General features: G+C 68.8%; 16 protein-coding genes. 5 read left to right on the top strand and 11 right to left on the bottom strand.

Annotation, left to right across the window (positions count from 1 at the left end):
* Nucleotide 1 precedes the first annotated feature (1 nt).
* From MKK50_RS02195 to MKK50_RS02160, 8 genes are all read right to left on the bottom strand, one after another.
* Nucleotides 2-2944: a formate dehydrogenase subunit alpha gene (locus MKK50_RS02195; protein ID WP_499020086.1), complete on the bottom strand. Its 2943-nt coding sequence runs from the start codon at nt 2942-2944 to the stop codon at nt 2-4.
* A gap of 7 nt (nt 2945-2951) precedes the next feature.
* Nucleotides 2952-3197 (bottom strand): formate dehydrogenase, encoded by a 246-nt coding sequence (locus tag MKK50_RS02190; RefSeq protein ID WP_003601742.1) that lies wholly within the window; start codon nt 3195-3197, stop codon nt 2952-2954.
* 76 nt (nt 3198-3273) lie between these two features.
* On the bottom strand, nt 3274-3909 hold the full coding sequence (locus MKK50_RS02185; RefSeq protein WP_499020083.1) for a TorD/DmsD family molecular chaperone: 636 nt from the start codon (nt 3907-3909) through the stop codon (nt 3274-3276).
* Nucleotides 3910-3996: 87 nt separating this feature from the next.
* Nucleotides 3997-4701 (bottom strand): DUF3306 domain-containing protein, encoded by a 705-nt coding sequence (locus tag MKK50_RS02180; protein WP_499020082.1) that lies wholly within the window; start codon nt 4699-4701, stop codon nt 3997-3999.
* Nucleotides 4698-5216, bottom strand: a complete 519-nt coding sequence (locus MKK50_RS02175) for a DUF3305 domain-containing protein (protein WP_499020080.1) — start codon at nt 5214-5216, stop codon at nt 4698-4700. Before MKK50_RS02175 ends, MKK50_RS02180 begins: the two co-directional genes overlap by 4 nt.
* 8 nt (nt 5217-5224) lie before the next feature.
* The gene (locus MKK50_RS02170; RefSeq protein WP_499020078.1) at nt 5225-6235 is read right to left on the bottom strand and encodes a DUF6352 family protein; all 1011 of its coding nucleotides are present in this window, start codon (nt 6233-6235) and stop codon (nt 5225-5227) included.
* The gene (locus tag MKK50_RS02165; RefSeq protein ID WP_499020076.1) at nt 6232-6798 is read right to left on the bottom strand and encodes a DUF6505 family protein; all 567 of its coding nucleotides are present in this window, start codon (nt 6796-6798) and stop codon (nt 6232-6234) included. Before MKK50_RS02165 ends, MKK50_RS02170 begins: the two co-directional genes overlap by 4 nt.
* On the bottom strand, nt 6795-7553 hold the full coding sequence (locus MKK50_RS02160) for a biotin/lipoate--protein ligase family protein (RefSeq protein ID WP_499020074.1): 759 nt from the start codon (nt 7551-7553) through the stop codon (nt 6795-6797). Before MKK50_RS02160 ends, MKK50_RS02165 begins: the two co-directional genes overlap by 4 nt.
* A 165-nt stretch (nt 7554-7718) precedes the next feature.
* On the opposite strand from MKK50_RS02160, the gene MKK50_RS02155 reads away from it, so the two are divergent.
* The 4 genes from MKK50_RS02155 (at nt 7719) to MKK50_RS02140 (ending at nt 12658) form a co-directional block, all read left to right on the top strand.
* Nucleotides 7719-9716, top strand: a complete 1998-nt coding sequence (locus tag MKK50_RS02155; protein WP_499020150.1) for a 4Fe-4S binding protein — start codon at nt 7719-7721, stop codon at nt 9714-9716.
* A gap of 217 nt (nt 9717-9933) precedes the next feature.
* Nucleotides 9934-10860, top strand: a complete 927-nt coding sequence (locus MKK50_RS02150) for an ABC transporter ATP-binding protein (protein WP_253367779.1) — start codon at nt 9934-9936, stop codon at nt 10858-10860.
* A complete protein-coding gene (locus MKK50_RS02145) occupies nt 10857-11636 on the top strand; it encodes an ABC transporter permease (protein WP_012252177.1) in 780 nt (259 codons plus the stop codon). Before MKK50_RS02150 ends, MKK50_RS02145 begins: the two co-directional genes overlap by 4 nt.
* 20 nt (nt 11637-11656) lie before the next feature.
* Complete coding sequence (locus MKK50_RS02140; RefSeq protein WP_499020071.1) at nt 11657-12658, top strand: hypothetical protein; 1002 nt, start codon at nt 11657-11659, stop codon at nt 12656-12658.
* Between the two features lie 12 nt (nt 12659-12670).
* Here MKK50_RS02140 and MKK50_RS02135 read toward each other — a convergent pair whose 3' ends face one another.
* Complete coding sequence (locus tag MKK50_RS02135) at nt 12671-13135, bottom strand: hypothetical protein (protein ID WP_499020069.1); 465 nt, start codon at nt 13133-13135, stop codon at nt 12671-12673.
* Nucleotides 13136-13274: 139 nt separating this feature from the next.
* Nucleotides 13275-14048 (bottom strand): alpha/beta fold hydrolase, encoded by a 774-nt coding sequence (locus MKK50_RS02130; protein ID WP_499020067.1) that lies wholly within the window; start codon nt 14046-14048, stop codon nt 13275-13277.
* Nucleotides 14049-14187: 139 nt separating this feature from the next.
* Between MKK50_RS02130 and MKK50_RS02125 the strand changes: the two genes are divergently transcribed.
* Entirely contained in the window at nt 14188-15033 is an 846-nt protein-coding gene (locus MKK50_RS02125; RefSeq protein ID WP_499020065.1) for an FkbM family methyltransferase, read from the top strand.
* Here the strand turns inward: MKK50_RS02125 and sfsA are convergent.
* Entirely contained in the window at nt 14990-15736 is a 747-nt protein-coding gene (gene sfsA / locus MKK50_RS02120) for a DNA/RNA nuclease SfsA (RefSeq protein ID WP_499020062.1), read from the bottom strand. The two genes, MKK50_RS02125 and sfsA, sit on opposite strands and share 44 nt — an antisense overlap.
* Nucleotides 15737-15778: the final 42 nt, after the last annotated feature.

Raw genomic sequence — 15778 nt, 5'->3', positions numbered from 1 at the left:
CTCAGGCCGCTGCGATCTGGCACAGGGTGCACTTCGTTTCCTGCATGCCCGTCACAGGATCGAAGCCGTAGGTGGTCACGGTGTTCACGCTCTCGCCGAGCACCACAGGGTCGGTGCCCTTCGGGTAGTAGTCGCGCATGTCCTTGCCCTGGTACCAACCGGAGAAGTGGAAGGGCATGAACGCCACGCCCTTGCCGACGCGGTCGGTCACCAGCGCCTTGACCTTGGCCTTGGAGCTGTTCTCAGGCCCGCTCACCCAGACCCACTGACCGTCCTTGATGCCGCGCGCAGCCGCATCCCCGGTGTTGATCTCGACGAACATGTCCTGTTGCAGCTCGGCGAGCCACGGGTTCGAACGGGTCTCCTCGCCGCCGCCCTCGTATTCCACGAGGCGACCGGAGGTGAGGATGATCGGGAAGTCCTTGGCGACGCCGCGGTCTACGACCGACTTCTGCACCGAGAAGCCGATATTCGGCATGCGCAACTGCCGCTCGTCGGGCCGGGTCGGGTACTTCGCCACGAGATCGGGGCGGGGCGAGTAGACCGGCTCGCGGTGCACCGGCACCGGGTCGGGCAGGTTCCAGGCATTGGCCCGGGCCTTGCCGTTGCCGAAGGGCGAGACGCCGTGGTCGAGGCAGACGCGCTGGATGCCGCCCGAGAGGTCGGTCGCCCAGCTCACGGTATCGGGCTTCTCGCCGCCGATCTTGAGGATCGTCGCGAGTTCGTCCGGCGTCAGGTCCTTGTCCCAGCCGAGCTTCTTGAACACCCCGAAGGTGAACTCGGGATAGCCGTCGGTCAGGTCGGAGCCCTTCGAGAAGGAATTCTCGGCAAGCAAGGTCTGGCCGTTGCGCTCGGTTCCGAACCGCGCGCGGAAGCCGCCGCCGCCTTCCTTCACGTGGAGGCTCGTGTTGTAGAGGATCGCCGAGCCCGGATGGCGCAGCTCCGGCTTGCCCCAGCACGGCCAGGGCAGGCCGTAATAATCGCCGCCGACCTCCGGATCGTCCTTGGGCGCACGCAGCGTCACGAGGTCGAACTTGTGCTGGTTGCGCATATGCGCCTTCAGCCGCTCCGGCGACTGGCCGCAATAGCCGGTGGACCAGCCGCCGCGGTTGATCTCCCGCAGGATGTCTTCCGCATCGGGAATGCCGTCGACGACCTTGATGTTCTTGCAGAGCTTGTCGGAAAAGCCGAGCTTCTGCGCGAGACGGTAGAGGACTTCGTAGTCGTTCTTCGACTCGAAGGCCGGCTTCACGATCTGCTCGCCCCACTGGATCGAGCGGTTCGAGGCGGTGCGCGAGCCGTCCATCTCCAGCGAGGTGCAGATCGGCAGGAGGTAGGTGTTGTCCTGCCGGGCATCGAGCGCGGCGAAGGTGGTCGGGTGCGGGTCGGCGACGACCAGCAGTTCCAGCTTGTTCATGCCGTCGATGGCTTCGGGCATGCGGGTCACGGTGTTGCCGCCGTGGCCGAACACCATGAACGCCTTGATCGGACTGCGCTGATCGACCTGCTCGGCTGGTAGGTTCACGGCATCGAACCAGCGGGTCGAGGTGATGCCGGGCGCCTCCATGTTCTCCTTGCGGGTGCGTGCCTTGCGGCCGCCCTTCGCCGGAACCTCATCGAAGCGCGATTGCAGCCAGTCGTACTCCACGTCCCAGACGCGGGCCCAGTGGCGCCAGCCGCCTTCGACAAGGCCGTAATAGAGCGGCAGCGACGTCACATCGAGACCCAGATCCGTCGCGCCCTGCACGTTGGTGTGGCCGCGGAAGATGTTGGCGCCGGTGCCGGGCTTACCGACATTGCCGGTGGCCAGACACAGGATGCACAGCGCGCGCACGTTGGCGGTGCCGACCGTGTGCTGGGTCGCGCCCATGCACCAGATCAAGGTGGCGGGCTTCTCCTTGGCGAACGTCTCCGCCACGCGCTTGAGCTGCTCGCCCGGCACGCCCGAGACGCGCTCGACCTCGTCGGGCGTCCACTTGGCGACTTCCTTGCGAACGTCGTCCATCGCGTAGACGCGTTGTGCAATGAACTCCTTGTCCTCCCAGCCATTCTGGAAGATGTGCCAGAGGATGCCCCACACCACCGGAATATCGGTGCCGGAGCGGATGCGCACGTATTCCGTGGCGTGCGCCGCGGTGCGGGTGAAGCGCGGATCGATGACGATCATGTTCGCGCGGTTGATCTCCTTGCCCGACAGCACGTGCTGAAGGGAGACCGGGTGCGCCTCGGCGGGGTTGCCGCCGAGGATGATCATCGTCTTGGCGTTGCGGATGTCGTTGTAGGAATTGGTCTGGGCGCCGTAGCCCCAGGTGTTGGCCACGCCCGCCACCGTGGTCGAGTGGCAGATGCGCGCCTGATGGTCGATCGAGTTCGTGCCCCACAGGGCAGCGAACTTGCGCATCAGGTAGGAGGCTTCGTTGGTGAACTTGGCCGAGCCCAGCCAGTACACCGAATCGGCGCCGTTCTTCTCGCGGATGGCGGCGAGCTTGTCGCCGATCTCCTCGTAGGCCTGATCCCACGAGATCCGCTTCCATTGCCCGCCTTCGAGCTTCATTGGGTACTTCAGGCGGCGGTCGGAGGAGACGAGTTCGCGGATCGCCGCGCCCTTGGCGCAGTGCGTGCCGCGGTTGATCGGGCTCGCATAGGACGGCTCCTGGCCGACCCAGACGCCGTTGACGACCTCGGCCGTCACCGTGCAGCCCACCGAGCAGTGGGTGCAGACGTTCTTTTTGATGACCGTGTCCGGCCCGACCGCCGAGGAGCCGGCGGCCTGTGCCTTGCGCACCGAGCCAAGCTGGATCGTACCGGCGGCGGCGAGCGCGCCGGCGGTCAGCCCGGACTTGCGGAGGAAGGCGCGGCGGTCGAGCACGCCTGCCGCCAGACCGGCGGCGACGGCCTGGTGCTTGGTGCGAGCAGCGTCGCCGCTCTTGCGCTTGATCAGCATGGCAGCCTCACTTCGGACCGGTGGAAGCCGGATCGGTGTTCTTCTTGAGCGTCTCGTAGCCGTTGGTCCGGTAGAACGCCTTCACGTGGTCGCTCTCCCGGTAACGGGCCTTGGTCTCGTCGTTACCCGGATCGTAGGCCTGCGCTTCGGTCGCCCCCATCGGCGAGGCGACGGCCGCCGCGGCGGCCACCGTGCTGCCGCCGAGCGCCCGAAAGAACTGGCGACGACCGAGCGTCTTCGGATCCTGTCGCATCACCCTCGTCTCCTCCGGCGCCTGCCTGCTTGGGGGCAACGCGCCTCGATTCCATTTGTCACGACGGAGAAGCTCTTCAGCCTTCCATGGCGAAGGCTTCCGCCTCGATCTCGATGAAGGCGCGGCCGAGCCCACCGACCGCGCGGTAGAACCGGCCCGCCTTCGCGTTCTCCAGGTCGGCAAAGAAACGGTCCGCCCAGGGCATGATGTGCCGGGCGAAGAAGCGCGCCTGCATGCCGGGCTCTGCCTCGAACCGCCCCGCTGCAAGCCCGGCCATGACCTCGAGGAGGATCGCGAGATGATCCTCCGGCTCACTCATCGATTCGTCCCGCTCGATGCCGAGCGCGGAGAAATCCTCGCGCACGCGGGCGAGCGGACGCTCGTTGAGAAAGCCGGTGAGATAGTAGGAAGCGTATGGCAGGAGTTCGCCGCGGCCGACGCCGATGAACAGCGCGAAGTACTCGCGCTCGACCGTGTCCGTATCGGTCTCCGCCGCCGCACGGCGCAGGGCCGAGACCTGCCGGCCGAGAACCCCGTCGCCCTCCTTCAGCCCGGCGAGTGCCGCGAGCAGCGCCGAACCGGGCGCCCGGCCGAGCAAGGCAGCCAGGAGGTCGTATTGCTGCGCGCGCAGGAGGTCGATGTCGTCCGCAACGCCGACGACCCCAGACACCTCATCTCCCGGAAGTGCCATCACCGACGCGACCGAACTCATCGTTTTCCTCGGGCCCGCCTGCAGGACCGCTTGTTTGGACCGATAATAAAAAGCGTTTTGCTTTGCCGCAATCGAAATGCGCGTGAATTACGAGGGCATCGCACCACCATGGCGCCGCAGGCGGGGCCGGGGGAGGGTAGGCCGTACGACTTCCGGGGCGTCGATGTCGGCGGCCGCTACCGGGGCGTGCATATCCGGAGGCGATAGCGGCACAGGTTCGGTTGCGGTGTCGGGTTCAGCGGGCGCCGCACCGGCGATCTCCACGGGCTCGTCGGACGAAGCCATCGGCACCTCCTCCGGCTCTGTGCCCGGTTCCTCCTCGGTTGCCACGGGGACGCCGTCGATGATCCGCTTCAGCATCGCCTTCACGTCGTCGGTCGGCAGGAGCGGACCCATGCCCGGCACGCCGCCGGGCGTGTTCCAGTCGTAGGCGTATTCTCGCGCCTCGCTGACGAAGTCGCGGATCGCCGGATCGAGCGACCACATCCGCCGCAGGGCCGCGTTGCGCAGGGCCGTCGGCACGCCGGCCTGGAGGAAGGCGGTGAGATCGGTCTCGGGCGTCAAGGCGTCGAGAGAGGGAAGTCTTGCCAGAAGATCGTCCGGCCCCGCCTCCGGTTCGTCGCCGGTTAGGGCGACGGGCTGAAGCGCAGGTGATTCTTCCCCGACCTGTGCCTCTGCGTCGAGAGCGGCTTCCGCCTCCGTCCCGTCCGTGATCGCGGGCGCAACAATCCGCTCGGTGGCGCGCACGGCCTCCTTGCGGCGGGCCCAGCGGGAGAGGAAGCTGCCGCTCATTCCGGTTTCCCCTGTGTGCCGGGCGCGCGGCGCGCCAGGGCCTCGGGGTCCGCGCGGTCGCGCTTCCGCTTCTCGAACTTGCGCTCGATGTGGAAGGCCTCGAAGAAGGCGAGCAGCTTGGCCTGCACCTCGGGCGGCATCGGCACCGCTTCGACGATCTCGCCGATGCCCTCGGCCATCGATTCGCCCTCGTAGGGATCGGCGGTCACGCTCGCCACCGTGTAGGTGTCCTCGGACGTGGCGTGCAGCGTGACCCAGAGCGAGGGGCGGCCGGAGACGAGGTTGTCGCGGTAATGCGCCGTCTCGGCGATGTGCAGCGTGACCTCGTGGGCGCCGGCGTAGAAGGTAGCCTCCTCCTCGGTCTCGGAGAGCTGGGTCCAGGGCGCGGTTTCGGGCGCCGCCGGCAGCGCCTCGACCGGCATCCAGGCATGGCTCGCCCACAGCCCCTTCAGGCGGCGGCGCGCCACGATGATGCCGACCTCGAAGCGGTCGTCCGGGATCTGTTCCGGTGTCATGTCCGACCTCACGCGGCGGCCCGGTCGGAGGCCAGCGGCAATCCGACGACGAGGTTCTGTGGCTTGAGCTGCACGGTCTTGTCCGGCGTCATGGCGAGCAGGAGATAGACTGGCCGCTCTCCGACCCGGGGATCGACGCGGGCCGGATCGGCGAAGGTGAGGCTGAACACCGCGATCACCCGCTCGCGGGCGGCCTCGTCCAGCGTCTCGCCGCGCCAGAGCGCGTTGCCGATCCGCGTGCCCTCCGCATCGAGCCCGACGAACCAGCGCCAATCGGGATCCTCCAGCCGGTCGAGAGGCGTCACCGTCACCTCCGCGTTGAGGAGGTGGCGCACGAAGGCCTCGATCGCCCGCGCCAGCCCCGCCCGGCTTCGGCCGCTTGTGCCGAGATTGAGCGCCAGGGTGAAGGCGTCCGACCGGCTCCAGTAGGTCCAGGCGTTCTCCTCGTTGAGCACGTCGAGTTCGCTCGCCGCTTCCTTGCCGAGCATCGTCACCAGCGGCGAGAGCGGCGCACCGCCCTCCCGCGCCTCGATCACCTCGGCGTCCGCCAGCAGCACCGCGCCCTCGTGCAGGCTGGCGCGCTGCGAGCGGAAGAACAATTCTGCGGCGCGCAGCACGAACGGGTCCTCGCAAGCATCGAGCGCGTTGCGCAGGATGAGATGCACGAGCTGGGTGAGAAACAGCCCCGGCACGCCCTGCAACCCGCCGCGCACGAGGGCGAGATAGGCCGCCTCCACCGAGCGGGCCGTAAGCAGCCGCTCGCGGAAGGCGAGCATCACCTCCCAGTTCTCCCGCGCATCCGCGTCCGCGATTTCTCGGAGTTCGCTACTCGAGACCGGCCGGCGCGGATCGGAAAGAAGGCCCGCGTGCAGCGCGCGTTCGGCCGCGCAGGCCTCCTCCGGCGGCACCAGTTCGGGGCGCGCGAGATAGGCGAGGATCAACTCGTCCGTGACAGCGAGCCCGCCCCCTTCGGTGCGCTGCGTCAGGTGATGGCCGCTCGATACCCAGAACTCGGTCATGCTCTCTCGGCCCCCGCGGAGGCGTTGCTCAGAAGTCCGACGAGGTCGGCCTGTTCGTCGGGCCCGTCCTCGTCGGTCTCGACGAAGTGAAAGGCGCGCCCGTGCAGCGGGTCGGCGCCGGGTGCGCGCTGGTGCAGGGTGCGGAACTCCTCCGCGATCTCGCCATCGCGCTCGCTCCGGTGCATCGCCACGACGCTGCCGACCGGCAGGTTGCACAGCGAGGCCGCGACCTCGATCTCCTCGCGCGCCGCGGCGCGGGCTGCCTCGCGATCCGGTGCGCCGAAGCGCTCGTGGATGTGGCGGGCGAGATCCTCGACCGCCGCCGCGCGCTCGGCGTCGCTCGCCTCGCTGACGACGACGAGCGTCGAGAAGCCGAACGAGCGCACGCCGACGAAGCCGGAGCGGAACGCCGCCCGCTCCTTGCCCGCGAGTGCGGAGAGGTCGGCATCGAAGAACAGGAACGAGCCCGTCACCGCCCACTCTCCGGCCTCGGCGGCCCGCGCGAAGACGAAGGTGTCGGAGGGGTCGAGCCGCAGGGTCCGCGGCAGCTTGCCCGCACTCAAAGCCGCACCGCGCCGGTGTCCGGGTCGCGCCAGGAGGGGGAGATCAGCGCCGGCAGCAGCTTCAGGGTTTCGCTGCGGCCGTCGGCGTGGACGAGCCGGGCATCGCCGCTCGGTTCGATCGTCGCCCGCACGCCCGTCGGCAACATGAGGCGAGTGAGATAGCGCCCCGTCGAGCGCGCGGCGCCGTCTTCGTCCCAGATCTCGAACGCTTTCGTGAGATGGCGGGCGAAGCTCTCGACCAAGGGCTCGCGCAGGTCCTTGGGGAAGCCCTCTTCTTCCAGCGAGGTCGAGTCGGGCGTGAGGCCGGGGTCGCCCGCATCCCGCTTCGAGGCGATCAGCATCGCCGAGAAGACGAGCCAGTCCGGCGTCTCGGTCTCCTCGCAGCCTTGAGGCCAGTGCAGCGCCCCCCCGCCGAGACGGGCGCCGTTGAAGCTCAGCGTGTCGGGCCAGTGGAACGTCACCGGAATCTCCGGCGGCCCGAACGCGCCGACCGCGTCGGCGAGCGCCTGCATCCCGACGAAGAGGGCACGGCGCGCCGTAGCCAGCGGCTCGATCGGCGCCAGCACCACCGCGAAGGCGATGACGTCGTCGCGCTCTTCCATGAGGAGGGTGGCGGCGTCGGCCTCACCGCTCTCTGCCATCCGGCAGGCCAGCCCCGCCGCGGAGCCCGCTGCAACGAGACCGGTGAAGGCCGGCGGCAGGACGAGCGGCGCGAGGCGCAGGCCCGGCGATCCGATATCGAGGGGGAGGGTCATAGGCGATCTCGGGCGAGGCACCTGCGCTCGCATGTCCGTTCGTCGTTTTAGAATGATACGAGTATAGGGAAGGCAGGCTTCCGCGCGAAGGCCCTCGCGCTCCCCATCGTCTCAGGTTCAATCGTGTCCGATCGTCTCGTGTTCGCCTGTTCCTGCGAGAAGACGATGCCGCTCGATGTCGCGGTCCTGGAAAAGGGTTGCGGCTCCCGCGTGCGCGCCGCCGACCAGCTTTGCGGGCGAGAACTCGACCGTTACCGCGAGGCCCTGGCCACGGGCCTTCCCGTCACGGTCTCCTGCACGCTTCAGGCGCCGCTCTTCGAGGAAATCGCCGCCGAGATGGAGGCGGAGGAGCGCGTCACCTTCGCCAAGATCCGCGAAACCGCCGGCTGGTCGTCCGAGGCCGACCGGGCCGGTCCGAAGATGGCGGCCTTGCTCGCCGCGGCGGCGGAGGCAGTCCCCGCCGCCGGCACGGTGCCGCTGGAGAGCCGCGGCGTTGCCCTGATCTACGGGCGCGACGAGGCGGCGATCGAGGCAGGGCGGCGTCTGGCCGAGCATCTCGACGTCACCGTCCTCCTGAGCCGACCCGGCGAGGTCGCGCCGCTCCACCGCAACGAGTTCCCGGTGATCCGCGGCACGGTGCGTGGGGCGACGGGCCATCTCGGCGCGTTCGACCTTCGCATCGATGACTACGCCCTGCCGGCGCCGTCCTCGCGCACGCACCTCGTGTTCGGGGCAGGGCGCGACGGGGCGGTCTCGACCTGCGACCTGATCCTCGACCTCAGCGGCGGCACGCCGCTCTTCCCCGCGCACGAGTTGCGCAGCGGCTACCTGCGGGCCGACCCGCGTGACCCGGCTGCGGTCGAGCGCGCGGTGATGGCGGCTTCCCACCTCGTCGGCGAGTTCGACAAGACCCGCTTCATCGATTTCCGCGGCGATCTGTGTGCCCACTCCCGCTCGCGCATCACCGGCTGCACCCGCTGCCTCGACGTCTGCCCGACCGGGGCGATCGCGCCGGCCGGCGACACGGTGGCGATCGACCCCTATGTCTGCGCCGGCTGCGGAAGCTGCGCCGCCGTCTGCCCCACCGGCGCGGCGAACTACGCCCTGCCGCCGGCCGATGCGCTGATGCGCCGCCTGCGCAGCCTGATGCGCGCCTACCGGGCCGCCGGCGGCGCGGACGCGGTGGTGCTGTTCTATGACGGCGACCACGGCGAGCCGCTGATCGACGCCCTCGGCCGCTACGGTGAGGGCCTGCCGGCCCATGTCCTGCCGGTGCGGGTCAACGAAGTGACGCAGTTCGGCCCCGAGGTTCTGGCCGCGCTGTTCGCCTACGGTGCGGCCGTGGCGCGGGTGCTCGTGCGCGAGCGCCCCAAGCACGACCTCGACAGCCTGCACCGCACCGTGGCGCTTGCCCGGACGCTTGCCGACGCCCTCGGCTACGGCAGCGGCACGGAGGCGCCGACCGTCGCCCTGATCGAGACCGACGACCCCGACGCGCTCGGCGCGGCGCTCCGCTCGGCCGCCCCCGGCCGTGCGACCGCGGCACCGGCCGGTTTCGTGCCCGTCGGCGGCAAGCGCGAGATGCTGCGCCTCGCCTTCCGCGAGATGCATGCGGCCGCGCCGACCCCGGTCGCCACGGTGCCGCTGGCCGCCGGGGCGCCGTTCGGCGGGCTGAACTTCCGCACCGAGGATTGCACGCTCTGCCTCTCCTGCGTCGGCGCCTGCCCGACCCATGCCCTGTCGGACAGCTCGGAGCGACCGTTGCTGGCGTTTGAGGAGAGCCTGTGCGTGCAGTGCGGCCTGTGTGCGGCCACCTGCCCGGAGGACGTCATCAGCCTGAAGCCGCAGATCGACTTCGAGGCGTGGAGCGAGCCGCGCCGGATCGTGAAGGAGGAGGAGCCGTTCTGCTGCATCACCTGCGCCAAGCCGTTCGGCACCCGCGCCACGATCGAGCGGGTGATCGGCAAGCTCCGCGAGCGGCACTGGATGTTCTCCGGCGAGGCCGGCGAGCAACGCATCCGCTCGCTGATGATGTGCGACGATTGCCGCGTCGAGGCGGCGCTGACGCAGGGTTTCGACCCGCACGCCGCGCCGCCGGCCAAGCCGCGCACCACCGAGGATTACCTGCGCGAGCGGGAGGCGGCCGGACGGCTGCCAGGATGATCCAAAAAAACGACCCGCCATCGCATCGAGGGCAGGTCGGGTTAGGGGTGATTTGTCGCAGGAGAACAGTTCGTCAAATCCCGGAGCGGAGACCGGTTCCGCGGACCGGGCACTGAGGGCGAAGAAAACAGCGGGAAATGTAACCAGCGACCGGCAGGGTTCACCGGTTCTGTCGCCGTGCTATAGGGCGGCCCCCATCCGCCAATCCCGAGCCCCGATGCCACCGATCGTCTCGATCGCGAACCTTTCGAAGGTCTACGCGTCGGGGTTGCACGCCCTGCGCGACGTGAACCTCGACATCGCCAAGGGCGAGATCTTCGCGCTGCTGGGGCCGAACGGTGCCGGCAAATCGACCCTCATCAACATCGTCTGCGGGATCGTCACGCCGAGCACGGGCCAGATCCGCGTCGGCGGCCACGACATCCTCGGCGACTACCGCGCCGCGCGCCGGATGATCGGACTGGTGCCGCAGGAACTCACTACCGACGCCTTCGAGAAGGTGTGGGACACGGTGAGCTTCAGCCGCGGCCTGTTCGGGCTGCCCAAGAACCCGGCCCATATCGAGCGAGTGCTCAGGGATCTCTCCCTGTACGACAAGCGCGAGAGCCGCATCATGCAGCTCTCCGGAGGCATGAAGCGCCGGGTCCTGATCGCCAAGGCGCTCGCCCACGAGCCGCAGGTGCTGTTCCTCGACGAGCCGACGGCCGGCGTCGATGTGGAGCTGCGCCAGGACATGTGGCGCCTCGTGCGCCGCCTGCGCGAGCAGGGCGTCACGGTCATCCTCACCACGCACTACATCGAGGAGGCCGAGGAGATGGCCGACCGGGTGGGCGTGATCCGCAAGGGCGAGATCATCCTCGTCGAGGACAAGGTCGAGCTGATGCGCAAGCTCGGCAAGAAGCAGCTCATCCTGCACCTGCGCGAGCCGGTCAGCGTCCTGCCGGAGAACCTCGCGCGTCACGACCTCCACCTCGGCGCGGACGGGCGCAGCCTCGTCTACACCTACGACACGCGGCGCGAGCGCACCGGCATCACCGGCCTGCTCGGTGAGCTGGCCGATGCCGGCATCGCGTTTACCGACCTCGATACCAGCCAGAGCTCGCTCGAAGACATCTTCGTCGATCTCGTCCGCGAGCGCGCATGATGGGCGTATCCATGCTGAACGTCCCGGCGGTCCTCGCCATCTACCGCTTCGAGATGGCCCGGTTCTGGCGCACAGCGCTGCAGAGCATCGTCGCGCCGGTGATCTCCACCTCGCTCTATTTCGTGGTGTTCGGTGCCGCCATCGGTTCGCGGATGCAGACGGTCGACGGCGTTCCCTACGGAGCCTTCATCGTGCCGGGGCTGATCATGCTCTCTCTGCTGACGCAGAGCGTCTCGAACGCGGCCTTCGGCATCTACTTCCCGCGCTTTGCCGGCACGATCTACGAGTTGCTCTCGGCGCCGATCTCGCCGTTCGAGGTGGTGCTGGGCTATGTCGGCGCGGCGGCGACGAAGTCGATCATCATCGGCCTCATCATCCTCGCCACCGCCTCGCTGTTCGTGCCGCTGCACATCGAGCACCCGTTCTGGATGGTGTTCTTCCTGCTGCTCACGGCCTTGACCTTCAGCCTGTTCGGCTTCGTGATCGGCCTATGGGCGGATGGGTTCGAGAAGCTGCAACTGGTGCCGCTGCTCATCGTCACGCCGCTGACATTCCTCGGCGGCAGCTTCTACTCCATCGACATGCTGCCCCCGTTCTGGCGTGCGGTGACCCTGTTCAACCCGGTCGTCTACCTCGTTAGCGGCTTCCGCTGGGCCTTCTTCGGCAAGGGCGACGTGGCGGTCGGCGTCAGCATCGCCGCGACGCTGGCGTTCCTCGCCCTGTGCCTCGGGCTCGTGACCTACATCTTCCGCACGGGGTACCGGCTGAAGAGCTGACGGGATGGCAGAGGGGGAAGATGGCGCAGGATTCCTACATCGTCACGCGCGACAGCCTTCCGGCCGCCTTTGCGCCGGGGCACGAACCGCCCCCGCTCCTCCTCGACTTCGCCGATTGGCTCGACGGGCGGCCCTGGGGTAGCCTCGGCTGCTTCCGCTTGCAGGGAACCCTCAGCGACGAGGCACCGATCGTCGACGGCAGCGCCCTTCGCAGGGAATTCTCGCTGTTTCTGTATCTGCCCGACGGCTCGCTCGTCGGCTTCTGGCATCCGAAGGGCGCGCCGACAGCGGCGAGCCCCATCGTCGGCCTCGGCTCCGAGGGCGATGCGGCGGTGCTCGCGGGTTCACTCGAAGGCTTTCTGGCCAAGCTCGCCCGCGATGCGTTTTCGGGGACGGCCTGGAGCGATCTCGCCGCCGACGAGGATGAGGAGGAAGACGAAGACGAGGCTGGGGCCGCGCTGGAGGATGGGCGCGAAGCCCTCGCCGCATGGCTCGGTGCGCGCATCGGTTCGGAGCGCCTGAACGAACTGGCGAATGAGACCTGCAACCCAACCGTGTTCGCAGCGCGGATGGAAGCCTGGATGCACGAGCGCGAGGCCTACTGGGCCGAGCATCCGATCCTGATCGAGATCGGACGCGCGTTGGCTGCCCATCGTCCGCCCGGCAAGACCCCGTGGGATCGGACCCGGCTCAGAGCCGCCGTCGTCGGTGCGCTCTGCGAGGTGCAGGTCTATCGCCGCGGGCCGCAGCCCGTCCCGGAGGCCGCCGCCGTCGCACCGCTTCTGCGCGCCCTGCGCGATGAGCAGCACCGGTCCGATCCCGAACTCGGCCTCTGGTTCGAGGTGCATCTGACGCTCGATGCGCAGGGCCGCATCCTGCCCCGCTTCGACTATCAGAGCCGGCCGAGCCTCGGCGGCGCTCCGGTGTCGGTCTCGGAGGCGCAGACCGATCTCGCACGGGCGCCGCGTCCTCAGCCGTGGATTCCGGATTGGCTCGCCGATCCGACCCCGGAACCGCGCTGAAACCCGCACCGCTCAGAGCGATCGCACGGCGTCGAGCGACAGGATTTGCGCCGCCGCCCCACATCCGAGAACGCGGAGCGAAACCGGCTTGCCGACGCTCAGCATAGTCTCAAACGACTGTTTGACTGCGCCGTTGGTGGCGGCGTCGAGGTTTCGATCACCGTCCTCGATGTTGATGAAGGTGCGCTGACCGGATCGCTCCTCAAGGATGATAGCCTCGAGATAGAGGCCGTCGCGGCCGAACGCCCGCTTCACCACCCGACCCGCCATCTTGGCCGGAAGGCAGCCATCGTCGGTCGAGAGGTTGCTCAAGCCGACGACCTTGCCCGCTTCATAGGTGAGCTTCGGACGCGCCAGGGCTGTGCCACCGAAGACCAGCAGCAGGATCGCCAGGACGATGAGCGCGCTGGCGAGCGCGTCCGCCAAGACCGAGCGAAGGACACCGTCCGCGGCTGTCTGCGAAGTCCGACCCGACATGGCCCATTCCTCAAGAATGGCCAGAGCTTAGGGGCGAATCGGGCTCCGGGCGCAGTCCGTCAAACGATCTACCACCAATAGGTCGTTCGGGCTGGCCAAGGCGCCAAGCGAGACAGGCTCTGCCCCGCGAACCGCGCCGCTACGGACGCTGCTCCAGGAATTCCAGGACGCCCTTGCGGTGCAGCCGGTCGCCCACCGCTGTCGAGTGATCGCGGTTCGGCAGGTCGAGGCCGCGGGCGTTCGGCATCAGCTTGACCAGTTCCGGGCCCGAGCCTGCCACCGTGTCGAGCGTGCCGACCGAGACCAGGGTCGGCGTGTCGATGGCCGAGAGTTCGGCCCGCGACAGGGTCTGGCGCGAGGCGCGGATGCAGGCGGCCAGCGCCCGCAGGTCGCTCTTGGTCTGCTCGGCGAAGGTGCGGAAGGAGGCGGCCGTTGGGTTCGGCGCGGGCGCGCCGGGGAGCGCCTCCAGCGCCTCGGCGATACCCTGCGGCAGGCCGCGCCCGTCCACGAGGTTGAAGCCGAGGCCGCCGATCAACAGCGAGCGGACTTCCGCCGGGTAATCGAGCGCCATGTGCGCGGCGATGCGGGCACCCATGGAATAGCCCATCACATCCGCCCGCTCGATGCCGAGATGGCGCAGCAGCCGCACCGCGTCGCCGGCCATCTGGTCGGAGGTGTAGGCGGAGGGCTCGTAGAGCTTCTCGCTCTGCCCGTGGCCGCGGTTGTCGAGGGCGACGACGCGGTAGCCGGCCTCGGTCAGGGTGCGGACCCAGAGCGTATTGACCCAGTTCACCGCGTGGTTCGAGGCGAAGCCGTGGATCAGGAGGATGGGAGCGCCGCCGCCGGAGGCGCCTTCCTTGGCCGGCGCGTCGATAAAGGCGATCTGCACGCCGTCGGAGTCGAAGCTCTGCATGCCGATGTCTTCGGGTGCCGGGGCGCCGTTGTCAAAGGCAGCGATTGCGCTTCGTGCGACAACCGACGGCGTTTGGCGCGTCGCGCGCATCGGCGCCCGACTTGCCGCGGCTGCGCCGGGCTGGCATCACCCCGGCACGATGACGGACACCTCGCCCTACGGCACCTACGCACCCACCGGCCTCGTTGCGCGGATCGCGGAGCGCACGCAGAAGCTCCCCGAGCATTCCTGGCGTGCCCGGCGGATGGCGATGTTCCTGCGCCGCCTCGCCATCTCGATGATGCGCGGCCGGCCGCTCGACGTTGAGCGCTACGGCGCGCGGATGCGGCTGCACCCCTACAACAACAACTGCGAGAAGAAGGTGCTCTTCACCCCGCAGTTCTTCGATCCACAGGAGCGGGCCTTCCTCAAGGAGCGCCTGCGTGAGGATGCGGTGTTCCTCGATATCGGCGCCAACATCGGCGCCTATGCCCTGTTCGTGGCGGGCTTCACCGGCCGGCGGGCGCGCATCCTCGCGGTGGAGCCGCAGCCCGACGTGTTCGACCGGCTGACCTTCAACATCGGCCAGAACCCGTTCGGCACGGTGAAGGCCATCGCCTGCGCGGTCGCCGACAAGTCCGGCGAACTGACCCTGTTCATCGATCCGCGCAACCGCGGCGAGTCGAGCGTGAAGATCGTCGGCACCCACAAGAACGCGACGGTCCGCGTGCCGGCGGTGACGCTGGTAGAGCTGTGCCGCTCGGAAGGGATCGAGCGCATCGACGCGATCAAGCTCGATGTCGAGGGCGCCGAGGATCTGATCTTGGAGCCGTTCCTGCGCGATGCGCCGGCCTCCCTTCTCCCGTCGCTGCTCGTCATCGAGAACGGCGCCGACCAGTGGCAGATCGACCTGCCGAACCTGCTGAACAAGTACGGCTACCGCCAGATCGCCCGCACGCGGCTCAACCTGATGTTCGAGCGGACTGAGCCGACGCGCCCGGCGTGAGGATCGGGACCGGCGTGTCGATGGCGACGCCCTCCGGCCCGACCGCGCAGGTATAGGCATAGGCCTCGACGCCCGCCGCCAAGGCGGCACGAAGTGCACGATCGAAAGCCGGGTCGATGTCGCGGGCGACGTCGAAGGCGTCGGCCCGCATCTGGATCACCACGATCAGCATCGCCCGTCCGCCCGCGGCGACGACGCCGGCCAGTTCCTCCATGTGGCGGGCCGAGCGGGCGGCCTTGCAATCGGGAAACTCCGCGAGACCTGCCTGCCGCATCAGGTGGCAGTTCTTGACCTCGACATGGCAGGGCGGCAGGCCGCCGCCGCTCGCCAGGAAATCGACCCGGCTCGCCTTGCCGTAGGCGACTTCCGGCCGGAGCGTCTCGTAGCCGAGCAGAGGCGCGATCTTATTCTCACGAAAGGCCTCGGCGACGAGGGCATTCGGCCTGGCCGTATTGATGCCGACCCACTGCGGCCCGCCGGGGAGCTCCGCCTCCACCAGCTCCCACGAGAACCCGAGTTTGCGCGCCGGGTTGGTCGAGGTCGAGAGGAGGACGCGAAACCCTTCCGTGTTCAGCCCCAGCATCGCGCCGGGATTAGCGCAATGCGTGGTAACCTCCGTGCCGTCGGCCAGCGTCACGTCGGCGAGGAAGCGCTTGTAGCGCCGCACGAGGCGCCCTTCGATCAAGGGAGTGGGGAAACGCATCGTGGGCCGGGGCGGAACGAGGGGCTTTCGCTTTCGCGCATC

The sequence above is a fragment of the Methylobacterium sp. J-043 genome, from assembly GCF_022829505.1.
Taxonomy (GTDB): domain Bacteria; phylum Pseudomonadota; class Alphaproteobacteria; order Rhizobiales; family Beijerinckiaceae; genus Methylobacterium; species Methylobacterium extorquens_A.
The sequence above is the reverse complement of the archived record's forward strand: the minus strand, read 5'-3'. Positions and strand labels throughout refer to the sequence as shown.